22 protein-coding genes are annotated in these 24,308 nt (G+C 72.0%); 9 read left to right on the top strand and 13 right to left on the bottom strand.

Annotation, left to right across the window (positions count from 1 at the left end; all coding sequences use genetic code 11):
- Nucleotides 1–31 precede the first annotated feature (31 nt).
- The 10 genes from pstA to A4E84_RS18720 form a co-directional block, all read right to left on the bottom strand.
- Nucleotides 32–1,087, bottom strand: a complete 1,056-nt coding sequence (gene pstA / locus A4E84_RS18765; protein ID WP_062927698.1) for a phosphate ABC transporter permease PstA — start codon at nucleotides 1,085–1,087, stop codon at nucleotides 32–34.
- A complete protein-coding gene (pstC, locus tag A4E84_RS18760; protein WP_062927697.1) occupies nucleotides 1,084–2,085 on the bottom strand; it encodes a phosphate ABC transporter permease subunit PstC in 1,002 nt (333 codons plus the stop codon). The genes pstA and pstC overlap by 4 nt, the downstream gene beginning before the upstream one ends.
- 103 nt (nucleotides 2,086–2,188) lie before the next feature.
- On the bottom strand, nucleotides 2,189–3,310 hold the full coding sequence (gene pstS, locus A4E84_RS18755; protein WP_062927696.1) for a phosphate ABC transporter substrate-binding protein PstS: 1,122 nt from the start codon (nucleotides 3,308–3,310) through the stop codon (nucleotides 2,189–2,191).
- Between the two features lie 246 nt (nucleotides 3,311–3,556).
- Nucleotides 3,557–3,991, bottom strand: a complete 435-nt coding sequence (locus tag A4E84_RS18750) for an NUDIX hydrolase (protein WP_062931512.1) — start codon at nucleotides 3,989–3,991, stop codon at nucleotides 3,557–3,559.
- 31 nt (nucleotides 3,992–4,022) lie between these two features.
- Nucleotides 4,023–5,099 (bottom strand): CHAD domain-containing protein, encoded by a 1,077-nt coding sequence (locus A4E84_RS18745; protein WP_062927695.1) that lies wholly within the window; start codon nucleotides 5,097–5,099, stop codon nucleotides 4,023–4,025.
- A complete protein-coding gene (locus A4E84_RS18740; RefSeq protein ID WP_062931511.1) occupies nucleotides 5,080–7,311 on the bottom strand; it encodes an RNA degradosome polyphosphate kinase in 2,232 nt (743 codons plus the stop codon). Before A4E84_RS18740 ends, A4E84_RS18745 begins: the two co-directional genes overlap by 20 nt.
- 271 nt (nucleotides 7,312–7,582) lie before the next feature.
- Nucleotides 7,583–8,497, bottom strand: a complete 915-nt coding sequence (locus tag A4E84_RS18735; protein WP_062927694.1) for a hypothetical protein — start codon at nucleotides 8,495–8,497, stop codon at nucleotides 7,583–7,585.
- Nucleotides 8,494–9,363, bottom strand: a complete 870-nt coding sequence (locus tag A4E84_RS18730) for a hypothetical protein (RefSeq protein ID WP_062927693.1) — start codon at nucleotides 9,361–9,363, stop codon at nucleotides 8,494–8,496. The genes A4E84_RS18735 and A4E84_RS18730 overlap by 4 nt, the downstream gene beginning before the upstream one ends.
- On the bottom strand, nucleotides 9,360–10,244 hold the full coding sequence (locus tag A4E84_RS18725) for an ABC transporter ATP-binding protein (protein WP_062927692.1): 885 nt from the start codon (nucleotides 10,242–10,244) through the stop codon (nucleotides 9,360–9,362). The genes A4E84_RS18730 and A4E84_RS18725 overlap by 4 nt, the downstream gene beginning before the upstream one ends.
- Complete coding sequence (locus A4E84_RS18720) at nucleotides 10,241–10,633, bottom strand: GntR family transcriptional regulator (RefSeq protein ID WP_062927691.1); 393 nt, start codon at nucleotides 10,631–10,633, stop codon at nucleotides 10,241–10,243. Before A4E84_RS18720 ends, A4E84_RS18725 begins: the two co-directional genes overlap by 4 nt.
- Before the next feature lie 110 nt (nucleotides 10,634–10,743).
- Between A4E84_RS18720 and A4E84_RS18715 the strand changes: the two genes are divergently transcribed.
- From A4E84_RS18715 to A4E84_RS18690, 6 genes are all read left to right on the top strand, one after another.
- Entirely contained in the window at nucleotides 10,744–11,295 is a 552-nt protein-coding gene (locus A4E84_RS18715; protein WP_062927690.1) for an RNA polymerase sigma factor, read from the top strand.
- A complete protein-coding gene (locus A4E84_RS18710) occupies nucleotides 11,292–12,128 on the top strand; it encodes a cupin domain-containing protein (RefSeq protein WP_062927689.1) in 837 nt (278 codons plus the stop codon). Before A4E84_RS18715 ends, A4E84_RS18710 begins: the two co-directional genes overlap by 4 nt.
- Nucleotides 12,125–12,985 (top strand): ABC transporter ATP-binding protein, encoded by an 861-nt coding sequence (locus A4E84_RS18705; protein ID WP_062927688.1) that lies wholly within the window; start codon nucleotides 12,125–12,127, stop codon nucleotides 12,983–12,985. The genes A4E84_RS18710 and A4E84_RS18705 overlap by 4 nt, the downstream gene beginning before the upstream one ends.
- On the top strand, nucleotides 12,982–14,496 hold the full coding sequence (locus tag A4E84_RS18700; protein WP_062927687.1) for a hypothetical protein: 1,515 nt from the start codon (nucleotides 12,982–12,984) through the stop codon (nucleotides 14,494–14,496). Before A4E84_RS18705 ends, A4E84_RS18700 begins: the two co-directional genes overlap by 4 nt.
- Nucleotides 14,493–15,113, top strand: a complete 621-nt coding sequence (locus A4E84_RS18695) for a hypothetical protein (protein ID WP_062927686.1) — start codon at nucleotides 14,493–14,495, stop codon at nucleotides 15,111–15,113. Before A4E84_RS18700 ends, A4E84_RS18695 begins: the two co-directional genes overlap by 4 nt.
- 175 nt (nucleotides 15,114–15,288) lie before the next feature.
- Complete coding sequence (locus A4E84_RS18690; RefSeq protein ID WP_062927685.1) at nucleotides 15,289–16,266, top strand: LysR family transcriptional regulator; 978 nt, start codon at nucleotides 15,289–15,291, stop codon at nucleotides 16,264–16,266.
- On the opposite strand, the gene A4E84_RS18685 is transcribed toward A4E84_RS18690, so the two are convergent.
- Both A4E84_RS18685 and mshD read right to left on the bottom strand, forming a co-directional pair.
- Entirely contained in the window at nucleotides 16,238–16,759 is a 522-nt protein-coding gene (locus A4E84_RS18685; protein ID WP_062927684.1) for a GNAT family N-acetyltransferase, read from the bottom strand. The two genes, A4E84_RS18690 and A4E84_RS18685, sit on opposite strands and share 29 nt — an antisense overlap.
- Nucleotides 16,760–16,762: 3 nt before the next feature.
- Nucleotides 16,763–17,689: a mycothiol synthase gene (gene mshD / locus A4E84_RS18680; protein WP_062927683.1), complete on the bottom strand. Its 927-nt coding sequence runs from the start codon at nucleotides 17,687–17,689 to the stop codon at nucleotides 16,763–16,765.
- A gap of 145 nt (nucleotides 17,690–17,834) precedes the next feature.
- Here mshD and A4E84_RS18675 point away from each other — a divergent pair, with 145 nt between their 5' ends.
- The 3 genes from A4E84_RS18675 (at nucleotide 17,835) to A4E84_RS18665 (ending at nucleotide 22,120) form a co-directional block, all read left to right on the top strand.
- Nucleotides 17,835–19,658 carry a bifunctional metallophosphatase/5'-nucleotidase gene (locus tag A4E84_RS18675; protein ID WP_062927682.1) on the top strand — a complete coding sequence of 608 codons (1,824 nt, stop codon included), beginning with the start codon at nucleotides 17,835–17,837 and terminating at the stop codon, nucleotides 19,656–19,658.
- A gap of 58 nt (nucleotides 19,659–19,716) precedes the next feature.
- The gene (locus A4E84_RS18670) at nucleotides 19,717–20,952 is read left to right on the top strand and encodes an LmeA family phospholipid-binding protein (protein WP_062927681.1); all 1,236 of its coding nucleotides are present in this window, start codon (nucleotides 19,717–19,719) and stop codon (nucleotides 20,950–20,952) included.
- A gap of 133 nt (nucleotides 20,953–21,085) precedes the next feature.
- Entirely contained in the window at nucleotides 21,086–22,120 is a 1,035-nt protein-coding gene (locus A4E84_RS18665; RefSeq protein ID WP_062927680.1) for a glycoside hydrolase family 5 protein, read from the top strand.
- Between the two features lie 67 nt (nucleotides 22,121–22,187).
- On the opposite strand, the gene A4E84_RS18660 is transcribed toward A4E84_RS18665, so the two are convergent.
- Nucleotides 22,188–24,251 (bottom strand): pectinesterase family protein, encoded by a 2,064-nt coding sequence (locus A4E84_RS18660; protein ID WP_062927679.1) that lies wholly within the window; start codon nucleotides 24,249–24,251, stop codon nucleotides 22,188–22,190.
- Between the last annotated feature and the right edge of the window lie 57 nt (nucleotides 24,252–24,308).

Genomic DNA, 24,308 nt, shown 5'->3' with positions numbered 1-24,308 from the left:
GCCCCGCGCGGCGGTAGCCGCAGATTGTCGCTCAGCGACCGGTCTTCGGGGCCTTCCAGCGGGCGATCCCGCGGGCCACCAGGTTGAGGATCATCACGAAGGCGATGAGCGTGAGGGACGCCGCCCATGCCCGGTCGTACGCTGTGACCTCGCCCGATCCGTACTGCTGGTAGATGTACAGCGGGAGCGACGCCTGCGCACCGTCGAAGGGGTTGGCGTTGATGAACTTGCTGCCGAACACCAGCAGCAGCACGGGCGCGGTCTCACCGGCGATACGGGCGATCGACAGCATGATGCCGGTGGTGATGCCGCCCAGCGAGGTCGGCAGGACCACCTTCAGGATGGTGCGCCACTTGGGCACGCCGAGCGCCAGGGAGGCTTCGCGCAGCTCGTTCGGGACGAGCTTGAGCATCTCCTCAGTGGAGCGGACGACGACGGGCATCATCAGGATCGCGAGGGCGAGCGAGCCGGCGAAGCCGAAGGGCTCCATCTCGAGCATCAGCATGATGCTGAGGATGAACAGGCCGGCGACGATCGACGGGATGCCGGTCATGACGTCGACGAAGAAGGTGACGGCCCGGGCGAGGTTGCCGCGCCCGTACTCCACCAGGTAGATCGCGGTGAGCACGCCGACCGGCGCGGAGATCAGCGTGGCGAGGCCGACCTGCTCCAGCGTGCCGAGAATGGCGTGGTAGATGCCGCCGCCCGCCTCCGAGTCGGCGACCACGCCCATCGAGTGGGTCAGGAAGTAGACGTCGAGGACCTTCGTGCCGCGTTGGACGGTCGACCAGACCAGCGAGGCCAGCGGTACCACGGCGAGCAGGAACGCGACCCACACCAGCGAGGTGACCACGCGGTCCTTGGCCTGGCGGCGGTTCTCGACCCGGGCCGCGATCACGTACGTACCGAGGACGTACAGGATCGCGGCGATCAGGGCCCACTGGATGCTGCTGTGCAGGCCGGCGGCGGCGCTGATGCCGACTCCGAGGGCGAGGGATCCGGCGGCGATGGCCCACGGAGCCCACTTGGGCAGCCGGCCGCCGCGCAGGGTGCTGGGGCCCTTCGGGGAGATGGTTGCGGTGCTCATGCGTTGGCCCCCGAGTACTCCTTGCGGCGGGCGATGATCGCGCGGGCCGCGCCGTTGACCAGCAGGGTGATGACGAACAGGACCAGGCCGGAGGCGATCAGCGCGTCACGGCCGAACTCGGTGGCCTCGCTGAACTTGCTGGCGATGTTCTGGGCGAAGGTGCCGCCGCCCGGGTTGAGCAGGCTGGTGTGGATCAGGAAGTCGGGGGAGAGCACGGTGGCGACGGCCATCGTCTCGCCGAGGGCGCGGCCGAGGCCGAGCATCGAGGCGGAGATGACGCCGGAGCGGCCGAAGGGGATGACCGCCATGCGGATCACTTCCCAGCGGGTGGCTCCGAGCGCCAGGGCGGCCTCCTCGTGCATCTGCGGGACCTGGCGGAAGACCTCGCGGCTCACGTTGGTGATGATCGGCAGGATCATGATCGCGAGCAGGATGCCCACGGTGAGCATGGAGCGTGCGGCGCCGCCGTTCCAGGAGAAGATGCCCGTCCAGCCGAGGTAGTCGTTCAGCCAGCCGAAGAGGCCGCTCATGTGCGGTACGAGGATCAGGGCGCCCCAGAGGCCGTAGACGATGGACGGCACGGCGGCGAGCAGGTCGATCACATAGGCGATCGGGCCGCGCAGCCGGCGCGGGGCGTAGTGCGTCAGGAACAGCGCGATGGCGACCGAGACCGGGACCGCGATGACCATGGCGATGATCGAGGAGACGATCGTGCCGTAGGCCAGGACCGCGATGCCGAAGACCGGCGGGTTGACACCGGTGTTCCATTCGAAGGTGGTCAGGAAGTTGCCCTCGTTTTTGCTGATGGCGAGGACGGCGCGGTAGGTGAGGAAGCCCGCGATCGCGGCCATGATCACCAGCAGCAGAATGCCCGAGCCACGGGACAGACCGAGGAAGATCCGGTCTCCGGGTCGGGTGGCGCCACGGGTGGCGCGCTTCTGCTGGGCTGTGGGTGGCTGCGTGGGCGGAGGTGCGTCAGCTATCTGTGTGGTGTCCATCGGGTTCTCCGGTCTGCGGAACCGCACGTGCTGTGCGGCCCTTGGCGGCGGTGCACCGGACGGTGCGGTCCGGTCCCCCTGGGGGGACCGGACCGCACTCAGGTCAGCTCAGGCTCTCGACGGTCGTGCGCACCTTGGCGATGATGTCGTCGGGCATGGGCGCGTAGTCGTTCTCGGCGAGGATCTTCTGGCCGTCCTCCGAGGCCGCGTAGCGCAGGAACGCCTTGACCGCGGGCAGCGTCTCGGCCTTGTTGCCCTTGTCGCAGACGATCTCGTAGGTCACGAGGACCATCGGGTAGGCGCCGTCGGCCTTGGTCGCGTAGTTCAGCTCCAGGGCGAGGTCCTTGCCGGTGCCGACGACCTTGGCGTCCGCGATGGCCTTGGTGGCGTTCTCGACGTTCGCCTCGACCGGCTCGGCCGCGCCGGTGTCGATGGCGACGGTCTTGATCCCGTCCTTGGCGTACGACAGCTCGAAGTAGCCGATCGCGCCGGCGGTCTGCTTGACCTGCGCGGCCACGCCGGAGGACTGCGGAGCGGACTGGCCGCCCTTGGCCTGCCAGGCCTTGCCGCCCTCGTAGGGGAAGTCCTTCTTGGCGGTGGCGATCAGGTACTTGGTGAAGTTGTCCGTGGTGCCGGACTCGTCCGAGCGGTGGAACGCCTGGATCTTGAGGTTGGGCAGCTTCGCGTCGGGGTTCAGCTTCGCGATCGCCGGGTCGTTCCAGTTGGTGATCTTGCTGTCGAAGATCTTGGCGATCGTCGCGGAGTCCAGGACGAGCTTGTCGACGCCCGGGACGTTGTAGCCGACGGCGATCGGGCCGCCGACCATGGGCAGGTCGATGCCCTGGCCGCCGGAGCAGATCTTCTTGGAGGCCGCGACCTCGTCGGGCTTCAGAGCCGAGTCCGAACCGGCCCAGGGGACCTGGCCCTGCGTGAACGCGGTGACACCGGCACCGGAGCCGCCGGCCTTGTAGTTGATCTCCACCTTGCAGGCCGCGGAGAACTGCTTGACCCACGCGTCGACGGCGTTCTTCTGCGCGGAGGAGCCGTCGGCGAGAACCTGGCCCGAGGCGTCGTCACACTTGATGTTGCTCGACGCGGCGGCGTTGGAGGAGCCTCCGCCCGGGGTGCCGGTTTCGTCGGAGCCGCACGCCGTGAGGGCCAGGGCGCCGGAGACGGCGAGAGCACCGAGAGCGAGGGCCCGCCGGTTCATGCGCTGAAGCTTCACTTGAGTTCCTTCCAGGAGCCGCCGTCCTGATCGGCGGCGTGCGAAGTCTGAGCGATGCGGACGCGGTCGCACTCAGCAGGCGCGGCTCGCGTCGGTAAGGCCGAAATTAGGCAGATCAGGTGAAGCCGCCGATGGCCGCACATGAACGAGGGGTGAACCCCTGCCTAAGGCCTGGTTAGGTCACGGAATGCTCACGGGGAGAGCACGTCGGCATTCCGCTTTTTCTGACGAACGGGGATCTTCCGGTCAGCCTGCCGTCCGGGGCAGGTGCAGAACGGCGAGCAGCTCGTCCACCAGGGGCCGGTCGTGGGACTGGGTGAGGTGGTCCCGGGCGGCGGTGGGAGTCAGCCACAGGACCCGGTCCACCTCGTCCGTCGGGGAGAACGCGCAGGACACGGCCTCGGCCGCCCAGTAGCGGACCTTCTTGGGGCGGCCATTGGCCAGATAGCGCTGGGTGGACAGCTCGGGGCCGGGCACGGCCCGGCAGCCCGTCTCCTCCGCCACCTCGCGCAGCGCGCCCGCGAGTGCCTCCTCGCCGCGCTTCAGTTTCCCCTTCGGCCACGACCAGTCGTCGTATTTCGGCCGATGAACGAGGCAGAGCTCCGGCTCGTCGTCGGCGGGAGAGCGCCGCCACAGGACGCAGCCCGCCGCCTGAACCGTGGTGTCCTTGGGGGTGCTCACCGGTTTCACCGCCTCCTGGTGCCGGGCCCGGTCATGACGCGCCGACGGTCTCCTTCTGCCAGGCCTGCTGGAACGCGAAACGCGCCGCCTCCACCTCGTGCCGCTGGTCGGCGTGGAGCACGCCGAGGGCGTAGGCCGTGGCCGGGGCGATGCGCGGGGTGCGGGCCGCCTGGGCCGCCGCCGCCGAGGCCTCCGAGGCGTCGCGGTGCCGGTTCAGGGCCTGGCCGGCGGCGAGCAGCCGCAGGTCGACCACGGCGTTGCCCTTGGGGCCGCTGACGGCCTCGCGGGCGTAGCGGTGCAGGCGCAGCAGCAGGCGGACCTGGTGCCACGGGGCGTCCTGCGGGTGCGGGACGGTGTCCGGGGACAGGCCGTGGACGAGGGCCGCGGCGTTGTACGGGTGCCCCGCGACGACGAGGGGCAGCGCGGTCACGGCGTCGGCGAGACGGTCCTGGGCCGCGGTGGAGAGGGGGCGCAGGTCGGTGGTGCCGGCGGTCCTGGCGAGCGGGACCTCGCTCGCCAGTACCGCGACCTTGTCCGCGACGGCGTGGAAGCGGCTGCTGCCCAGGGCCTGCAGAGCCGTGGAGTGGGCCCGGGTGCGGGCGAGCGTCAGCTGCCGGTCGAGCAGGGCACCCGCCTTGGCCGCCCCCACCGTCAGGTTGCCGCGTTCCTGGGCGGGCGCACCGGCCTTGGGCAGTGATGCCGCCGCTGCCCGCGCACCCGTCTGGGCCGGGAAAGCCGCCGAGCCCGACAGGCGGTGCAGGGCCGCCAGCAGACGTTCCAGGCGTGCCGTGTACGCGTGCTCCATCGCCAGTGTCCCCGAGACCCACGCCAGTTCGGGGCGCATCGCCTCGCACCACTCCGAGTCGAGGAGGGACTGGAAGGTGTGCAGGCTGGCGCTGATGCGGCGGGCCGAGCGGCGCAGGGCACGGGCCGCCTCGGCGGACGCCTCCGAGCCGTTCGCCCCCGACCCCGTCTCCCGGTGCAGGCGCAGTGCCCGGAGGAACTCCGTGGCCTGGGCCCGCAGATAACCCGCGAGGGCGTCACCGGTGGGGACGGGCCCGGCGTGCCTGGACCGGGGATCCGTCGGGTCAAGGTGTTGCTGTGCCACGCCGGCGCCTCCGGGCGTCTATGAGCATCTCCTGGACGTTGCGCAGGGGCTGTCCGTCCGCGTCGGTCGCATGCCGGGTCCAGTCGCCGTCCGGGCCGAGGTGCCAGGAGGCGGTGGAGTCGGACATGCCGGTCTCCAGCAGCCGGTTCAGGGCCGCCCGGTGGGCCGGGTCGGTGACCCGGACGAGGGCCTCTATCCGGCGGTCGAGGTTGCGGTGCATCATGTCGGCGCTGCCGAACCACACCTCGGGCTCGCCGCCGTTGCCGAAGGCGAACACCCGGGAGTGCTCCAGGAAACGGCCGAGGATCGATCGGACCCGGATGTTCTCCGACAGGCCCGCGACGCCCGGGCGCACCGCGCAGATGCCGCGCACCCAGATGTCCACCGGCACGCCCGCCTGGGCCGCGCGGTAGCAGGCGTCGATGATGGCCTCGTCGACCAGCGAGTTGACCTTGATGCGGACGTACGCGGGCCGGCCCGCGCGGTGGTGCTGGACTTCCTTGGTGATCCGCGAGACCAGGCCGTCGCGCAGCGACTTGGGCGCCACGAGCAGCCGGCGGTAGGTCTCCCGGCGCGAGTAGCCGGACAGGCGGTTGAAGAGGTCCGAGAGGTCCGCGCCGACCTGCGGGTCCGCCGTGAGCAGGCCGAGGTCCTCGTAGAGGCGGGCCGTCTTCGGGTGGTAGTTGCCGGTGCCGACGTGGCTGTAGCGGCGGAGCGTCTCGCCCTCCTGGCGGACCACCAGCGACAGCTTGCAGTGGGTCTTCAGGCCGACCAGGCCGTAGACCACGTGGCAGCCGGCCTCCTCCAGCTTGCGGGCCCACTTGATGTTGGCGTGCTCGTCGAAGCGGGCCTTGATCTCGACCAGGACCAGCACCTGCTTGCCGGTCTCGGCGGCCTCGATGAGCGCGTCGACTATCGGGGAGTCGCCCGACGTCCGGTACAGGGTCTGCTTGATGGCGAGGACGTCCGGGTCGCCGGCCGCCTGTTCCAGGAAGGCCTGGACGGAGGTGGAGAACGAGTCGTACGGGTGGTGCAGCAGCACGTCCCGCTCGCGCAGGGCGGCGAAGACGTCCGGCGCGGACGCCGACTCGACCTCGGCGAGGTCGCGGTGGGTGCCGGCGACGAACTTGCGGTACTTCAGCTCCGGCCGGTCCAGGGAGGCGATCCGGAACAGGCCCGTCAGGTCCAGCGGCCCGGGCAGCGGGTAGACCTCAGCCTCGCTGATCTTCAGCTCGCGCACCAGCAGGTCCAGGACCTCGCGGTCGATGGACTCCTCGACCTCCAGGCGCACCGGCGGGCCGAAGCGGCGCCGCATGAGTTCCTTCTCCAGGGCCTGGAGGAGGTTCTCGGCGTCGTCCTCCTCGACCTCCAGGTCCTCGTTGCGGGTGAGGCGGAAGGCGTGGTGCTCCAGGACCTCCATGCCCGGGAACAGCTCCTCCAGGTGGGCGGCGATGACGTCCTCGATGGGGACGTAGCGGCCCGGGGAGCTCTCCAGGAAGCGGGACAGCAGCGGCGGCACCTTCACGCGGGCGAAGTGCTTGTGGCCCGTGACCGGGTTGCGCACGACGACGGCCAGGTTCAGCGACAGGCCGGAGATGTACGGGAAGGGGTGCGCCGGGTCGACCGCCAGCGGGGTCAGCACGGGGAAGATCTGGTGCCGGAACAGGGTGAACAGGCGGGCCTGTTCCTTCTCCTGCAGCTCGTTCCAGCGGACCAGGTGGATGCCCTCCTCCGCGAGTGCGGGGGCGACGTCCTCGTGGTAGCAGGCGGCGTGCCGGGCCATCAGCTCACGGGAGCGGGCCCAGATCATCTCCAGCACCTCGCGGGGCTGGAGGCCGGAGGCGGAGCGGGTGGCCACGCCGGTGGCGATGCGGCGCTTCAGACCGGCCACCCGGACCATGAAGAACTCGTCCAGGTTGCTGGCGAAGATCGCGAGGAAGTTGGCCCGCTCCAGCAGGGGCGTGTTCGGGTCCTCGGCGAGTTCGAGCACGCGCTCGTTGAACGCGAGCCAACTGCGCTCCCGGTCGAGGAAACGCCCCTGCGGCAGCTCGGGCCCGTCGTACGGCGATTCCTCGTAGGCGTCGAGGTCGGCGTCGATGTCCGGTTCCAGATCGGAGACGACGGCCGCCACCGTGTGCGGGCGGTGCGCCGCGATGGAGCCCACGGAGGGCTGCGCGTGCTGGACCTGTGCCTGGGTGTTCGGCTGGCTCATGGACCCATTCTTCCGCGCCGCGAGCATCACGGGCGCGTCGGACAGCGCGGGCGGGAGCGGGGGTGTCACATGAGTGCTCCCGTTTCCCTCGTGCCCCTCGCGGGGCGGGGAAGGCTCTGGCACAGCGGGATTCATTGGCCGAGCTTCGCAAGCTCGTCTGAATCAATGGTTACGGAGACATGACGTGCGGGATAGCGGGGGGCGGCCCGCGAGGGGTTCGCGAGGGCGGTCCGCGCGTCCATCCCCCCGTGGAAGGACGCGCGGACCGGGTTCAGGGGAGGCGGCGGGCCAGCAGGACGAAGGCGGCGGCCGTCGCGGTGGCCGCCACGGCCAGGAGCAGGCCGGTCTCGACGTACTGCAGGGGCCAGAAGTGGGACTCGGGGTGGAAGGTCGCGCGGGTGATCGGGACGCCGTTCACGGGGGAGTCGGCCCAGGCGACCTGGAGGGCCGAGCGGGGCAGTTCGAAGCTGCCGGCCTCGGTGCGGGTGACGGGCGGCCAGAGGTCCTCGCGGTGCCGTTCCAGGAGGTTGTGCAGGAGGAGGGAGGCCGCGAGGGCCACTCCCGCGGCGGGCAGGGCCCGGCGCCACACCAGTCCGGCCAGGGCCCCGAGGGCGAGACCGGCCAGGGCGTAGGCCACGGCCACCGGGCCGGTCGACACGAACACGTCCGGGTAGTACCAGTCGCCGGCCAGGTCGGGATCGCGGTCCCCGCGCGCCCAGATGTTCACCGGGACGAGCAGGCCCGTGCCGGCGGTGAGCAGCGCGGCGGGGACGGCGAGCTTGGCGGCGAGCCAGCGGGCCGGGGTGACCGACTGGGTCCAGGCCAGCTGCGCGGTGCCGCTCTCCAGCTCGCGCCCGGTCAGGGCGCCGCCCGCCCAGGCCGCCACCGGGAACATCACCCAGGACAGCACCGTGGCGATCATCGCGAGGCCGCTCGCGTACGTCTCGTCGACGGTGATCGCCTCGACGGCCGCGCAGGACGGCAGCCCGTCGGTCGGGGGCGTGGCGCAGGCGCTGTTGCCCGCCCGGGCCTCGTCCCCGAGGGAGTGCAGCCAGATCAGCGCGGCCGTCGCGGTGGCCAGGACCAGGAGGGCCAGGGCGAGGGCCGTGCGGTGCGTCCGGGCGACCGTACGGACCAGGCCGCCGGGACGGCCCGCGGGTGCCGGCGCCGTGCTCAGGGCGGTCATACGGCCGCTCCCGTGCGGCGGCGCAGCAGGGTGAACGAGGCGGCGGTCGCCAGGGCGGCGACGGCCAGGAGGATGCCGGTCTCCACGAGCTGGAGGGGCCAGAAGTGGGAGGCCGGGTGCTCGTGCATCAGGGCCGGTGTCCCGGGGGGCACCGGCCACAGGTGCGGGCGCACCTCGTCGAGCACGTAGATCAGCGCCATGACGGCCAGGGCCGCGGCGGCGAGGGCGGGCAGCGCCCGGCGCACCACCAGGCCGGCCAGGACGCCGAGGGCGAGGGCGGCCAGGGGGTGGGCGGTGGCGAGGGTGCCGTTCGCCTCGAAGACGCTGTCGTCGTGCCATTCGCGCCAGCCCAGGGAGCGGGTCAGGTGGCTGTCGGACGCCCACAGCGCCCGGTGCAGCAGGGTGATCGCGAGCGTGCCCGTCACGAGCAGCAGGGCGGGGACGGCGAGCTTGGCGGCGAGCCAGCGGGCCGGGGTGACCGACTGGGTCCAGGCGAAGTCGGCGGTCCCGCTCTCCAGCTCGCGGCCGATGAGGGCGCCGCCCGCCCAGGCTCCGGTGAGCACCGGCAGGACGGCGAGGAGCCCGGAGGCGCACGCCACGACCGTCTCGTAGCGGCCGTGCGCGGGCCCGGGGAGGTCACAGCCGAGGTGGGGGCTGTCCCCGCCGCAGCCCGACGCCCGGTACTCCGCCCAGGCGTTGTCCGCTCCCGGACCGAGCGCCCACAGCAGCGCCCCGGCGGCCACCACCACCAGTCCCAGCCAGAACAGCAGGGCGGAGCGGTGCACCCGCAGCAGGGCCAGGAACAGGCCGCGCGGCTCCGGGAACCGCCGGACGGCGGTGGGTGCCCCGATGGTCGCGGCGCTCATACGGCGGCCTCCCGCGCGTCGAGCAGGAGCGGCGGGGCGTCGGGGGAGCGCAGGTGGGCCAGGACGACTTCCTCCAGGGAGGGTTGGTCGCCCTGGACCCCGTCGCCGAGGGGGCCCGCGGGCCGGACCAGGGCGGTCAGCTGGCGGCCGGTGGTGCGGGACTCGACCACGGTGTGCGGGTCGAGGGAGTCGCCCGCCCGGCCGGTGACCAGGGTGTGGGCGGCGAGCACGTCCTCCAGCGGCCCGGCGAGCCGGACGCGGCCGCCGCCGAGCAGCAGCAGGTGGTCGCAGGAGCCCTCCAGCTCCGCCACCACGTGCGAGGACATGACAACCGTGGTGCCGCGGTCGGCGGCGTCGGCCATGAGCGTGGCCATCAGCTGGTGCCGCGCGAGGGGATCGAGGTCGGCCATCGGCTCGTCCAGCAGCAGCAGTTCAGGGCGCTTGCCGAGAGCCAGGGCGAGCGCCACGCGGGTGCGCTGGCCGCCGGAGAGGGAGCGGATCCTCGCACCCGGGTCGAGGTCGCCCTCCGCGACGATCCGCTCGGCGACCCCGGCGTCCCAGCGGCGCGGGTTGAGGTCGCGGCCCAGGCGCAGGGTGCCGGTGACGGTGAGCTGGGGGTGCAGGGGCTTGTTCTGCGCGACGTAGGCGAGGCGCTCGCGGGATGCCGCCGGGGCCCGGCCGAGCACGGTGACCGAGCCGTCGGTGGGCCGCAGCAGCCCGGCCGCCAGCGCGAGCAGGGTGGACTTGCCGGCGCCGTTCGGGCCGACGACGGCGCACACGCGGCCCGTCGGTATCCGGAAGGAGCAGCCGTCCAGGGCCGGCCTGCGGCGGCGCCCGAACCTCCTGCCCAGTGCCGCCGCCTCGATGGCGGTGTCGGTCATGCGTCCCCCTTGGAGTCTGCGAAGTGCGCGTCGAGTACGGAAGTGAAGAGGGCGGCCACGTCGTCGTGCTCCAGACCGGCCGCGCGGGCCCGGGCCGCCCAGGCGTCCAGCTCCGCGCGGAGGGGGGAGTCGGCGGGGGCGGCGCCCAGGGACCTGCGGACGAAGGTGCCGAGTCCGCGGCGGGCCTCGACCAGGCCCTCGCGCTCCAGCTCCCGGTAGGCCTTGAGGACCGTGTTGGGGTTGATGGCGGTGGCCTCCACGACCTCGCGGGCCGTGGGGAGCTTGTCGCCCGGCTCCAGCAGGCCCAGACGCAGGGCCTGTTTGGTCTGCTGGACGATCTGGACGTAGGTGGCCACGCCGCTGCGCCGGTCGATGCGGTACTCGACCACTGCTTGAACCACCCTTTCACTAATTGAGTAGTGAAAGGGTGGTGGAGCGGGTCGGCAAAGTCAAGCGTGCTTTCGTGAACCGTTCGGGCCGGGCCGTCCGATGAGGAGACGTGAGCGATACGAGAAGCGACGGGGAGCTGCTGCGGGCGATAGCCGCGGACGCCGACCGGCGTGCCTTCGAGGAGCTGTACCGGCGCTACGCGCCCTGGCTCCGGGCCCGGTTGCGGGGGCGGTGCGCCGACCTCGGGGTCGTCGACGACGTCGTGCAGGAGACGTTCCTCGCGGTGTGGCGGGGCAAGGCCCGCCACCGTGAGGAGGCCGGTTCCGCGGACGCGGCCGGGTGGCTGTGGCGCATCGCGTCGCGGCGGCTGGTGGACGCGCTGCGCGGCGACGGGGCGCGGGGGCGGCTGCGGCAGGCCCTGGCGCGGCTGCGGCACCGTGACGAGGTGTCGGCGGAGGAACGCGTGCTCGCGGGGGTGGAGCACGGGGACCTCGCCGGAGCGCTGGTCCGGCTGTCGCCGGAGCTGCGGGCGGTGCTGCAGGCGACCGTCATCGACGGGCTGACCACCCGTGAGGCGGCGGTACTGCTCGGGATACCGCCCGGGACGGTCAAGACACGGGCGATGCGGGCCCGGAAGCAGCTGCGGGAGGCGTTGGCATGAGCTGGCACGTGCCGGAAGAAGACCTGCGGGCCTACGTCCGAGGGGAGCTGGCGGCTCCCGCGCTCTGGTCCGCCGACGCGCATCTGACCTCCTGCGCCCGGTGCCGCGGGGCACTGGCCGAGGTCAGCGACCCGGTCGCCCTCGACGCCGGGTGGGACCGGCTCGACGCCGAGCTGGACGCGCCCCGGACGGGGCCGCTGGAGAAGCTGCTCGTGCGGATCGGCGTGGCCGGGCACACCGCGCGGATGCTGGCGGCGACCCCGGTGCTGCGGCGGTCCTGGCTCGGGGCCGTGGTCGTCGTGCTGCTCCTGAGCGTGGCCGCCGGGCACTCCGTGCACACCGGGGAGTTCCCAACGCTGTTCCTGGCCCTGGCGCCGCTGTTGCCGCTGGCGGGCGTGGCGCTGTCGTACGGGCCCGCGCTGGACCCGACGTACGAGATGGCCGTCGTCGCCCCGATGCACGGCTTCCGGCTGCTGATGATCCGGACGGTGGCCGTGCTCGCCGTCGTGCTCGCGCTGAACGGGCTGGCGACCCTGGCCCTGCCCTCTTACGGGCTGCGGGCGCTGGCCTGGCTGCTGCCCGGGCTGGCGCTGACGACGACCGGGCTCGCGCTGATGCCCCGGCTGGGGCCGGTGCTCGCGCCGTCCCTGGTGGGCGGGGCGTGGGCCGGGCTGCTGCTGACGGCGGACGTACTGCGGGCGGGGGCGGACGTGCCGCTCGCGCCGTTCACCGCGGCCGGGCAGGGCGTGGCGGCGGTGGTCACCGCGCTCGCCGCCGGGCTGCTCTTCCTGCTCCGTGACCGATTCGACCTCTTCCAGGGACGTGCCGTATGACCCCGACCGTGTCCGCCTCCGGGCTGAGCCTCCGCTACGGCGGTACCCGGGCCCTCGACGACGTGTCGCTGCGCCTGACCGCCGGCGTGACCGGGCTGCTCGGCCCCAACGGCGCCGGCAAGACCACGCTGTTGCGGGTGCTCGCCACGGCCCTGCCCGCCGACCGGGGCGCCTTCACCGTGCTCGGGCACGACCCGGCCACCGCCCGCGGCCGGCAGGAGGTGCGGCGGCGGCTGGGCTATCTGCCGCAGACCCCGGGCTTCCATCCGGACTTCACCGCCTTCGAGTTCGTCGACTACGTGGCGATCCTGAAGGAGATGACCGACCGGGGCGTCCGGCACCGGGAGGTGCGGCGGGTGCTCGACGAGGTCGGCCTGGCGGACGTGCGGGGCAAGCGCATCCGCAAGCTGTCCGGCGGGATGCGGCAGCGCGTCGCCCTCGGAGCCGCCCTGGTCGGGGACCCCGGATTCCTGGTCCTCGACGAGCCGACCGTTGGCCTGGACCCCGAACAGCGCATGCGGTTCCGGGAGTTGATCGCCGGAGCGGGGGAGGGGCGGACGGTGCTGCTGTCCACCCACCAGACGGAGGACGTGGCGATGCTCTGCCACCGCGTGATCGTCATGGCCGGTGGCGGGGTACGGTTCGAGGGCACTCCGGCCGAGCTGACCGCCCGGGCCACGGGGCGCGTGTGGAGCAGCACCGAGCGGGACCCCGGCGCGAAGGCCGGGTGGCGCACGGGCACCGGCTCCTTCCGGAACGTCGGCGATCCGCCGGCCGGGGCCGATCTCCTCGAACCCACCCTGGAGGACGGCTACCTGCTCACGCTCGACGTCGCCGGAGCGGAGGTGGCGGCGTGACCACGGTCGTGGAGAAGCCGGTCGCGTCCGGGATGCGGAACGAGCTCGGCGGGTCCTTCAAGGCCGTGCTCGCCCTGACCCTGTTCGAGTCCCGCCGGCTGCTGACCCGGATTCCGGTACTCCTCGCGTTCAGCGTGTACCTCGGCTGGACCGTGTGGCGTGCCGGCAAGGCCTGGGGTGACTACCCGGCCCTCCAGGACGCCGACCGGGCCACCCAGGGCGCGCCGATGCTCGTCGGCCTCGCGGTCCTGCTGTCCGTCAACCAGGCCGCGCTGCGCTCCCGACGGCACGGCACGGAGCGGTATTTCACGGTGCTGTTGCTCCCGCACTGGTGCCGTACGGTCGCCCACGCCCTGTCGGTCGCGGCCGCGGCCCTGGTCACCGCCCTGTGCGTGGCCGGGCAGTTCGGCCGGGAGGCGCTGCGCCCCGGGGCGATCGGGCAGGGCTCGGTGGGCGAACTGCTCGTCGGCCCGCTGACGGTCCTGCTGTTCGGACTGGCCGGGCTGCTCATGGCAGGGCTGGTGCGGTCCGTTCTCGCCGCGCCGCTGCTGGTGGTGCTGTTCCTGTTCCTGTTCCTCTTCTTCTCGGGCATGGACTACGGGGCGAGGTGGCTGCTGCCGGCAGTCGAGGAGCCGACCTCCAACACCCTGCCGTCGGACCTGATGGGCCGGCCGGCCGCCTGGCACGCCCTGTACCTCGCCGGACTGGCCCTGTTCCTGGGCCTGGCGGCGGTCCTGGCCGCCGGTGGCCGCAAACCGGCCGTGTTCGCCGGTGTCGCCGGGACGCTGGCCCTGACGCTGGTGGGCGGAGTGGCCCAGTCGGCGGGCGACTCCCCCGAGCTGGTCAAGGCGCGCGAGCGCGCCACCGTGCACCCCGAGCAGGTGCACTCCTGTGTCCGACGGGACGGATCCACCTACTGCGCGTTCCCCGAGTGGGGGCCACGGGTCGGGGACTGGGCCGCGGTGGTGGACCGGGTCCGCTCCTTGGCCGGCGGCAGCGCCCATGACCAGGACGTCGTCGTACGGCAGCGGGTCGATGCGCGCTACGGCCTCTCCGGTGACGCCGCTCTGGACTCCCTGAAGCGCCCGCACGAGGTGACGGTGGGCACCCAGTGGGGCGGCAACCGCGTCCCCGAGTTCTCGGCCGCCGTGGCCGGTGTGCTCATCGCGGGCGACGAGGAGGCCGCCACCTCGATCTGCGACGGCCGCATCGTGCCCCTCATGTGGCTGGCCGTGGGCTGGGAGTCCGACCCGCTCGACGCGCTGCGCAGGGTTCGCCTCAACGACACCGTCACCGGCTCCGACTCCGTGCTCCAGCCCACGAACGGGCTGTACATGACCGAGGCCCAGACCGAGGTGCTGCGCGCGCTGCTCGACCTGCCCCGCGCCGAGGCCGGCGCACGGGTCAAGGACCGGTGGGACGAACTCACCGCACCGAAGATCACCGCGGCCCGGGCGGCCGGGCTGCTGGGCCTGCCCGCGCCCGAGGGGGAGGACAAGTGCCTCTCATGACCCGGCAGCTGGTGCTCCCCGTCCACCGGACGGTGCCGTGGGGCACGGTCGGCGCGGCCGGGGCGGCGGGACTGCTGCTCGCCGCGCTGGCCCGGACCGGCGAGACGGCGGAACGGCTCTCCCTGTCCCTGCTGCGGGCCGCGATCCTCGCCTTCGCGGTGGGCCTGGCCTTCCTCCTGGACGACCCGGCCCGGCACAGCACGGCCGCCGTGCCGACGCCGCGCCCGGTCCGTGTCGCCCTGCGCGTCGCCCTGGCCGTCCCGGCCGCGGCGGCCTGGTGGACGGTGGCCCTGCTGCTCGTGCCGCCGGGCGTGCGGCCTCCGGTCGGCGACATCACGCTGGAGGCCGGGGCCGCCTTCGTCCTGGCGGTGACCGGCGCGGCGGCCGCGGTGCGCTTCAGCGAGGTCACCCGGCCCGGACTGCCGGCCGCGAGCGGCCTGTTGGCCACGGCCGTCCTGGCCATGCTGTTCTGGCCCGGCCGCTGGGCCCTGTTCGTGCCGGTGGAGGACGAGCGGTGGGCCGCGGCACACGACCGGTGGGGCGTGGTGCTGGCCGGGGCCGTGGTCCTCGGCGTGGTGTGCGCGGTGGAGCCGGTGCGGCGACGGGTCCGGTTCTAGGGGGTCTCCGCAACGTCCCGCCTGCCCCGCGACGCCCGCCCTCCGGGCGAAGGACGCGACGCTGCGGACACCCCCTGGTACGTCGAGTGGTTGTGCAAGGAGGGCGTACCGGCTCCAAGGTCAACGTTCGCAGGTCTCTCCGACAACCACCCGTTGTGCGGCTACGCTGCCCCTCGTGGACCTCAAAGCCGTACGGGCCTTCGTCGCGATCGCCGACTCCGGGCAGTTCCAGAAGGCCGCCGTGGACCTGGCCCTCACCCAGCAGGCCGTGTCCAAGCGGATCGCCGCGCTGGAGAAGGACCTCGGGGTACGGCTGCTGGTCCGTACGCCGCGCGGGGCGGAACTCACCATCGACGGGCAGGCCCTGCTGCCGCACGCCCGGGTCCTGCTCCGGGCCGAGGAGCGGGCGACGGCCGCCGTCCGGCCCGGGGACCGGGCGCTGCGGGTGGACGTCGTGGGACGCAGGGCCGCCCCCGGCGGACTGGTGCAGCACTTCCACCGGGCGCACCCGGAGACCGCGCTGGACGTCGTCACGCTGTTCGACGTCGAGACGGCCGTGACGGCCCTGCGGGACGGGGCCGTCGACGCCACCTTCCGGGCCGTCACCATGCCCGGGCAGCGGCTCCCCGACGGCATCGCGGCCACCCCGGTTCTCGATGAGCCGCTGCGGCTGTGCGTCGGCCCCGGCCACCCGTTCGCCCGGGCCGACCGGGTGACGACCGCGCAGCTCGCCGGACACCGGATCTGGATGCCGGGCAACGTTCCGGGGACCGAATGGCACGCCTACTACGAGGAACTGGCCGCGGCCTTCGGGCCGGCCATCGACACCATCGGGCCCAACTTCGGCCTGGAGGCGCTCCTCGACACGATCGCCGGTTCCCCGACCGTGGCGACCTTCCTCAGCGAACGCACCCCGCACGTCTGGCCGGCCGGCCACGACCTGCGGCTCGTCCCGCTCGTGGACCCGGTCCCGGTCTACCCGCACTCACTGCTGTGGCGCACGGACAACCCGCACCCCGGCCTGACGGCCCTGCGCGACTACCTGGTGGCGACCCGGCCGCGACCGCCGCAGGGCGCGACCTGGCGGCCGTCCTGGGCGGAGCCGCCGCCTGCCCGGGTGCCGCCTACCCGAGCTGTTTCTCCATCAGCGTGAAGGACTTGGGCGTCCCGCCGGGCTGCGGCTTGCCCGCCTTGTGTCCCACGACGCGGTAACCGGCGTCGAGGTAGTAGGCGTTGAGCTGCGCGTTGCCCGCGAGACAGTCCAGGCGCACCCGGGTGCGTCCCGCCCCGGCCACCTGGCGCTCGGCGGCGTCCAGCAGCAGCCGGCCCGTCCCGGGCGCGGTGGCGGTCCGGTCCACCATCAGCCGGTGCACGTACCCGGCCACGGGCGGCTGCGGGCCCCAGGCGTCCTCGTCCTCCCACCACAGCTCCCAGGCACCGGCGAGACGCCCGCCGGCCTCGGCGAGCCAGACCTCGCCGTGCGTCATGGCCCGGCGGAAGTGGTCCTCGTCCAGCTCACCCGGCCGCCACTGCCCGGTGACACCACGGGCCAGCATCCAGCGGGCGGCGTCGTCGCGCAGGCGCACGAGGGCGGCCAGGTCGGCCTCGGCGGCGGGGCGGACGCGCAGATCACGCACCGGGACCATGACTCAGGTCTCGGTCCGGTACATGAGGTCCACCTCGTGCGTGGTGAACCCCAGCCGCTCGTACACGGACACCGCCGCCTTGTTGTCGGCGTCGACGTACAGCATCGCCGTCGGCAGCCCCTGCCCCGCCAGATGCCGCAGCCCGATCGTGGTCAGGGACTTGCCGAGGCCGCCGCCCTGCGCGCCCGGCCCCACACCGAGGACGTACACCTCGCCCAGGCCCTCCTCGGCGTGCACCTTGGTCCAGTGGAAGCCCACGAGTTCGTCGCCGCGGAAGGCGAGGAAGAACCCCGCGGGGTCGAACCACGGCTCGGCCTTGCGGTCGTCGAGGTCGCGCTGGGTGAGGGAGCCCTGCTCGGGGTGGTGGGCGAAGGCGGCGGCGTTCACCGCGAGCCAGGCCGCGTCGTCCCGGCCGGGCTCGAAGGTCCGCACGGTGACACCGTCGGGAAGCACCGGCTCGGGCGCGTCGAAGTCGGCCAACGGCCGTCGCATCTGGCGCAGTTCACGGAACAGGGTGAGCCCGAGGACCTGCGCGAGGTGCCGGGCGGCGGAGTGCCCGCCGTGCGCCCACACCCGCAGTCGCTTGCCGGACGCGGCCAGCAGCGCGGACCCGAGCGCCCGTCCGTGCCCGTGCCCGCGATGCCCGGGATGCACCACCAGCTCGGCGGCCGGCGGCTCCACCGGGTCCGTGTCCTCCAGCTGGGCATAGCCGACAAGTTCCCCGCCGGCGGTGAGCAGGAGATGGGCCACGCCCGCCCGCTCCCCGCCACGCAGCTGCAACCGGCCCTGTTCGGACACCGCCTGCTGCCCGTCGGTCCGGGCCGCCTCGTCGAGCAGCCCGAGCACGGCCTCGGTCTGCTCCGCGGAGAGCGCGGCAAGGGTCTCGATCGAGCGGGGGTGGCCTGGCCGTACGGTGTCGTCGCTGGTCATGCGTACGAGGGTACGGGGCACCACCGGCAAAACGGCGGCAAAGAAGCAACCAGGTCGTAACCCGGAAAGGCCTGTCGCGCTACGCGCGTTGACTCTAGGCTGCGCCGGACGACATCACTGTCCCAGCAGACCCACAGGGGGGCGTATGCCAGCCACTTCACCGGCGCATCCGGAGCGCCGGAGACGTCGTACGAACCGTTTCGTCGCTCTCGCCGCCGGTGTCGTCACCGTCGGCGCGCTGGCCGCAGCGGCGTTGCCGGGTCCGGCGACCGCCGGGGAGAACCACCGCAAGGGCGGGCACGGGCACTGGCCCGGCCGCTACCAGGACGTGCAGCTGCTGTCCTTCAACGACCTGCACGGCAACCTGGAGCCGCCGGCGGGCTCGTCCGGCCGGGTCACCGAGCACCAGCACGACGGCACGACGAAGACCATCGACGCCGGTGGTGTCGAGTACCTCGCCACGCACCTGCGCCAGGCCCGCAAGGGTGAGAAGTACTCCATCACGGCCGCCGGCGGCGACATGGTCGGCGCCTCCCCGCTGATCTCCGGCCTGTTCCACGACGAGCCGACCATCGAGGCGCTGAACAAGCTCGACCTCGACGTCACCTCGGTCGGCAACCACGAGTTCGACGAGGGCGCGAAGGAACTGGCCCGCCTGCAGAACGGCGGCTGCCACCCGAAGGACGGCTGCTACACGGACAAGAGGTTCAAGGGCGCCGACTTCCCCTACCTGGCCGCCAACGTCCTCGACGAGAAGACGAAGAAGCCGATTCTCAAGCCCTACTGGGTGTGGAAGAAGAACGGCGTCAAGGTCGGTTTCATCGGAGTGACCCTGGAGGGCACCCCGGACATCGTCTCCGCCGAGGGCGTCAAGGGCCTGTCCTTCAAGGACGAGACCGAGACGATCAACAAGTACGCCAAGGTGCTCCAGAAGCAGGGCGTGAAGTCGATCGTCGCGCTCATCCACGAGGGCGGCTTCCCGGCGTCGACGTCGTACAACTACGACTGTGACTCCCCGGGTGCGGGCGACGGCATCTCCGGCCCGATCGTCGACATCGCCAAGAACGTCACGCCGCAGGTGGACGCGCTGGTCACCGGCCACACCCACAACGCGTATGTGTGCAGCATCGCCGACCCGGCGGGCAAGCCCCGCATGGTCACCTCGGCCGCGTCCTTCGGCCGCCTCTACACCGACACCACGCTGACCTACGACCGCAAGACCGGCGACATCGCCCGTACGGCGGTGAAGTCCGCGAACCGCGTGGTCACCCGGGACGTCCCCAAGGCGCCCGACATGACCGAGCTGATCAGCAAGTGGAACACGCTGGCCGCGCCCATCGGCAACAAGCCGATCGGCTACATCTCCGGCGACATCGGCAACACCGGCACCGAGTCCCCGCTCGGGGACCTCATCGCCGACGCCCAGCTCGCCCACGGCAAGCAGCTCGACCCGGAGACGGACCTGGCGCTGATGAACCCGGGCGGTATCCGGGCGCCGCTGACCTACGCGGCCAAGGCCGGTGAGGGCGACGGTGTCGTCACCTACGCCGAGGGCTTCACCGTCCAGCCGTTCGCCAACACCGTGAACCTCCAGGACTTCACGGGCGCGCAGCTGATCCAGGTGCTCAAGGAGCAGGTGTCCGGCCCGAACGCGGCGGCCCCCAAGGTCCTCCAGGTCTCGTCCGGCCTGACCTACACGCTGGACCTCACCCAGTCCGGTACCGACCGGGTGGTCACGGACAGCATCAGGCTGAACGGCTCGGCCATCGACCCGGCGGCCACCTACCGTGTCGCGACGAACAGCTTCCTCGCGGGCGGCGGCGACGGCTTCCCGACCCTCGGCCAGGGCACGAACGACGTCGTCGGCTCCGACGACCTGGCCGCGCTGGAGCAGTACCTGACGGCCAACTCCTCGGCCGCGAACCCGATCGCGCCGCCGAAGGCGGACCGCATCACGATCGTGAAGTAAGTCGCATACCGGGGGTTCGAGTTGCGGGGCGGGGCGGTGCGCATGGTCGGATGAGACGATGCGCACCCCCCACCGCATGGACACGCACCATCCCGACGACCGCTCCGAGCAGCCCCGCAACCCCTACGAGGAACTCGGCGCACTCGACGACGGGCCTCTGGAGGCGACCCCTCTGGAGGACTTCCTCGGCGAGGACGCCGAGCAACGGCACGTGCCGGAGCCTCAGTGGTCGCCGCCCGACCACCGCCGCGGCGGCCGACGTCGAAAGAATCGTTTCGCCGGACTGCCGCTCGCCGTGAAGGCGGTCGTCGGCCTGGCCGTCCTCGCCTCGTTCGCCGCCCTCGGCGACCGCTGGGCCGTGCTGTATGCCGAGCACCGGGCCGCGGACACCCTCAAGGACCGCCTGGACCTGGCCGCCGCGCCCGAGGTGGAGATCGGCGGCTTCCCCTTCCTCACCCAGCTCGCCGACAAGCGGCTGGAGTCGGTGAAGGTGACCGTCCCGGACGTCGCGGCGGACCGGATCTCGCTCGCGAAGGTGTCGGCCACGGCCCACGACGTGCGGCTCAACGCCGACGGCCTGACGTCCGTGCGCGGCGCCGACGTCCCCCGCTTCGACGGGGACGTCATGCTGTCCTTCGAGGACCTCAACCGCGAACTCGGCGCATCTCAGGTGACGTTCACCGGCGTGGGCCGGGACCGGGTGCGGGCGCGCGGCACCCTGCCGGTCGCCGGGCACAACCTGAAGCTGCGGGCCGAGGCCCGGATCCAGCGGCAGGGGGAGCGGGGCATCGCCACGGAGATCGGCGGCATGCGCCTGGACATCGGGAACCTGGCCACCTACCGCCCCGGCAAGCGCGCCTCGGAAGGCCTGCACCTGACGCCCCAGGCCTCCGCCGACCTGGCCCGGGAGACCCAGAAGGCCAAGGCGCTGCTGTCGGTCCCGGCCATCGTGCAGCGCATGGGCGTGCCCGAGGCGACCGTGAACCAGGCCCTGGCCGACGACGGCAGGCTCGCCGAGCTGACGGGATCCCCGCGCTTCGCCCGCCAGGCCGAACGCCTGAACCTCATCGACCTCGCCCTGAACAACCCCGAGGTGCTCAAGCGCCTGGGCCTCGACCCCGACCTCCTCGGCGAGTTGTCGGGCCTGACCCGCCCGGTCCTGGCCGACCGGCTGGCCCTGGCGTTCGAACTGCCGAAGCCGGAGCAGGGGGACGTGAAGCTGGAGGACGTACGGGTGGAGGAGGACGGCATCCGGGTGCGGCTGTCGGGCTCGGGGCTCACGGTGGGGTCGTAGCTGCGTTCTTGATGAAATTTGGTGTGCTGGTGTGTTGACCTCTGTTCGATCTCTCTTCTAGTTTGCGGGAGCCAACGAGCCGCCGATCTGTGCGCGGGTTCTCGCGAAACGCAACTGCTCAGAAGGGGACGTCGTGTCACGAAAGACTCACCGGGGGACAGCCGGCCTGGGGGCCCTGCTCGCCTGCGTCACGGCATTCGGTGGAGCGCTCGCCTCCCCCGCCGCCGCCTCTCCCGCCCACCGTCCCGCCACTCCGCCGCCCGTCAGCGACTTCAAGGGCGTCAACTGGGCCGACCCGCGCGACAACTTCGCCGACGACGCGGTCGTGCCCTCGGGCCTGTCCACCTCCGACGGCTACGCCACCACCTACGCCAAGTCCAAGGCGATCATCGGCGGGTTCTCCAAGCTCGGCGCCAACACCGTCCGCCTCCCGGTCAACCCGACCTCGGTGAACGGCCCGTTCTGGAAGTCGTACCGGGGCGCGATCGACGCCGCCACCGCCAAGGGCTTCAAGGTCATCCTGGGCTACTGGGAGGCCGACAACGCCAAGGACGGCAAGATCGACGACCAGGCCTCCTGGGGCCGGATGTGGGCGCGCATCACCTCCGCCTACGCCGGCAACTCCAAGGTGTACTTCGAGCCGATGAACGAGCCGTTCGGCTACACCGCACAGGAGTGGACGGACATCGCGGCGAAGTGGGTGAGCACCCATCGCTTCATACCCCGCGACCGGATCCTGATCGGCGGGTACAAGTACAGCGAGGACGTCAAGCCGGTCTGCGCCGACCCGCGTCTGAAGGGCACGCGCCTGGCCCTGCACAACTACGGCTTCTGGCACACCGACTGGACCAGCGTCGACCAGTGGAAGGCCGACTTCAAGAGCCGCATCGGCGACTGCGCCTCCCGCACGATCCTCGACGAGTTCGGTGCCTCGATGACCACCGGCCTGGACTACAACGGCCCGGTGGGCACCTCCAACGAGATCGCCTACATCCAGGCCGCGACCGACACCATCCGGGAGCTGGGCCTCGGCTCGGTCTACTGGCCCGGCCTGCGCAACGGTGACACCTACTCCCTCACCACGCTCCAGGGCACGGGCACGAACCTCAGCCTGACGGTGAACAACCAGAGCGGCCTGGACCGGCTGCACTACGCCTGGAGGCAGTAAGCACCCGGAAGGTGGTGGCCCTTCCGGGTCCGGCGCCGCTCGTCAGCCGGACCCGGAAGGGAGCCGTTCAGGACGCCGAAGGCGTCCAGCCCGCGAGCCAGTCCCCGACCTCCTGGTTCGCGGCCTGCGCGTCGCTCAGGTGAGGGCGATTGGTGCTCGCCGGGCCCGCACCGGCGCCGTAGTTGCCGTACTCGGCGAACCGGTCGTCCTTCCACGAGAAGCCGCTCATGTCGGTCCACGGCGTGGACTTGATCGCGGCGCTGAGGTTGGTGTTGCGGACGGTCGTCTGCGGATCGAGGGACGCGTCCCCGCCCGCGTGCCAGGGCCGTCCGAGGTAGAAGGTGCCGGCCGACACATCGCCGTTCACCGTGGAGTTGGCGATCAGGATGCCCTTGCGGTTCGCCGCGGTGCTCGGTGCGGTGATGTACCCGGCCGAGGTGCCGTTCCAGCGCTTCTTCAGCGTGATGACGGACTTGTCGACGACGGCCGTGGCCCGGCCGAAGATGAAGTCGACGTTGCCGATCACGTAGGAGTTGCTGACGTAGACCCGGCCGAGGCGGTCCTTCGACGCGGTGTCGAGCAGCAGCGTGTCCTGGTCCCCGCTGACGATGATCCCGTCCAGGAACACCTTGTCGGCGGCGGTCCGCAGCGCGACGGCCTGATGCCCGTTCAGGGACTGGTTGGCCTTCTCGTCGAAGTCGTTGGAGATGGTCAGGTTGCGTGCCTGGAAGTCGTCGGCCTCGACGGCGACGGTCGCGCTGCCGCCGGTGCCGTAGGTACCACCGCCCGGCTTGGGAGTTCCCGAGGCGTTGTTGTAGACGATCGTCGTGTCCTTGCGGCTGCTGCCGGTGCCCCGGATGGTGACGTGCGGCTTGTTGGAGGGCACCTTCACCAGTTCCCGGTACGTCCCCGGCTTCACGGCGATCACGACACGCGAGGGGTTGTTCGCCGGTACGGCGTTCACGGCGGCCTGCACGGTGCGGTACTGGCCGCTGCCGTCCTGGGCGACGGTGAGGGTGGTGGCGGCCGCGGCCTTGGCGGTGGCGGCGGTCGTACCGATGGAGGCGCGGGGGCCGGCACCGGCCTTGAGGACCGCCGGGAGGTCGGTCGCCTTGTCGAGGGTGTAGGGGTAGTACGTCTTCGGGTCGAAGGCGCTCCCGCCGCTCTCGTTGCGCCCGCTGGTGCCGGAGAAGGAGTTGCCGCGCTGGACCACGGCGGCGCCGCTGTCCTTGATGACGGGGTTGTTGACGCCCTTGAAGAGGGAGTTCTCCAGGACCATCTTCGTGCCGCCGCGCGAGTAGTTCCCGTACGACGACTTGATGGCGGTGCCCGGGGCGTCCTCCAGGAAGTTGTTGTAGAGGTGCGCGTGGGCGGCGTTGTCGGTGGACGGGTTGCGCTGCTCGGTCTCGCGGATCCAGTTGTGGTGGATCGTGATGTCGGTCTTGACGTTCTCGGTCCAGCCGATGCCGAAGGTCTTGTTGTTGTCGCTCAGCCTGTTCCAGGAGACGGTGACGTTCGTCGAGTCCTTGCGGACGTCGATGAGCCCGTCGGCCATGTGCCGCAGATCGTTGTGGTCGATCCACACGTGATGGGCGCCGTCCATCTGGATCGCGTCGAAGTCGTGATCCTTGTCGTTCCAGATCCCCTGGTACGCGTCCCGGATGGTCAGGTTCCGGATGATCACGTTGTGCACGCCCTGGCCGAGGAAGAACCCGCCGCCGACGATGTGCCCGGTGGTCCCCTGCCCCACGATGGTCTTGTCGGACTTGACCTTGATCTCTTTGCCGACCGGATTCATCGTGATGGTTCCGGCGACGACGATGACGTAGGGCTCGGCAGCGGTCGCGTACTTCTCCAGATCGGCGAGCGTCTTCACCGTGACGGTCTTTCCGCCCCGGCCGCCGTACGTCCCGTTCTGGCCCATGGAGTTGACGGAGGCGAACCCGTCGGCGGTGTCGGCGGCCCAGGCGGGGGCGGCGGCGGAGGCCTGCCGGACACTGCTGCCCAGGATGCCGAGGTCGGTGCCGTAGGCGAAGGTACCGGCGGCGGTCAGGGCCAGAGGGACCCCGACCGCCAGGGCGGTGCGGCTTCTGCGACGACGGTGCTGGGCCTTGCTGCGCGGCTCACTCATACGGCGATCCGTTCCGTGTGGGGGAATGACCGCTGATCAGTCGCCGCCCCACACGGA

Origin of the sequence: Streptomyces qaidamensis, assembly GCF_001611795.1 — a bacterium.
Classification (GTDB): Bacteria; Actinomycetota; Actinomycetes; order Streptomycetales; family Streptomycetaceae; genus Streptomyces; species Streptomyces qaidamensis.
The sequence above is the reverse complement of the archived record's forward strand: the minus strand, read 5'-3'. Positions and strand labels throughout refer to the sequence as shown.

Excerpts from the sequence above, each read along its gene's own strand:
- pstA (WP_062927698.1), bottom strand. The coding sequence starts at position 1,087 with ATGAGCACCGCAACCATCTCCCCGAAGGGCCCCAGCACCCTGCGCGGC.
- pstC (WP_062927697.1), bottom strand. The coding sequence starts at position 2,085 with ATGGACACCACACAGATAGCTGACGCACCTCCGCCCACGCAGCCACCC.
- A4E84_RS18740 (WP_062931511.1), bottom strand. The coding sequence starts at position 7,311 with ATGAGCCAGCCGAACACCCAGGCACAGGTCCAGCACGCGCAGCCCTCC.
- A4E84_RS18735 (WP_062927694.1), bottom strand. The coding sequence starts at position 8,497 with ATGACCGCCCTGAGCACGGCGCCGGCACCCGCGGGCCGTCCCGGCGGC.
- A4E84_RS18730 (WP_062927693.1), bottom strand. The coding sequence starts at position 9,363 with ATGAGCGCCGCGACCATCGGGGCACCCACCGCCGTCCGGCGGTTCCCG.
- A4E84_RS18725 (WP_062927692.1), bottom strand. The coding sequence starts at position 10,244 with ATGACCGACACCGCCATCGAGGCGGCGGCACTGGGCAGGAGGTTCGGG.
- A4E84_RS18710 (WP_062927689.1), top strand. The coding sequence starts at position 11,292 with ATGAGCTGGCACGTGCCGGAAGAAGACCTGCGGGCCTACGTCCGAGGG.
- A4E84_RS18705 (WP_062927688.1), top strand. The coding sequence starts at position 12,125 with ATGACCCCGACCGTGTCCGCCTCCGGGCTGAGCCTCCGCTACGGCGGT.
- A4E84_RS18695 (WP_062927686.1), top strand. The coding sequence starts at position 14,493 with ATGACCCGGCAGCTGGTGCTCCCCGTCCACCGGACGGTGCCGTGGGGC.
- A4E84_RS18685 (WP_062927684.1), bottom strand. The coding sequence starts at position 16,759 with ATGGTCCCGGTGCGTGATCTGCGCGTCCGCCCCGCCGCCGAGGCCGAC.
- mshD (WP_062927683.1), bottom strand. The coding sequence starts at position 17,689 with ATGACCAGCGACGACACCGTACGGCCAGGCCACCCCCGCTCGATCGAG.
- A4E84_RS18675 (WP_062927682.1), top strand. The coding sequence starts at position 17,835 with ATGCCAGCCACTTCACCGGCGCATCCGGAGCGCCGGAGACGTCGTACG.
- A4E84_RS18670 (WP_062927681.1), top strand. The coding sequence starts at position 19,717 with ATGCGCACCCCCCACCGCATGGACACGCACCATCCCGACGACCGCTCC.
- A4E84_RS18660 (WP_062927679.1), bottom strand. The coding sequence starts at position 24,251 with ATGAGTGAGCCGCGCAGCAAGGCCCAGCACCGTCGTCGCAGAAGCCGC.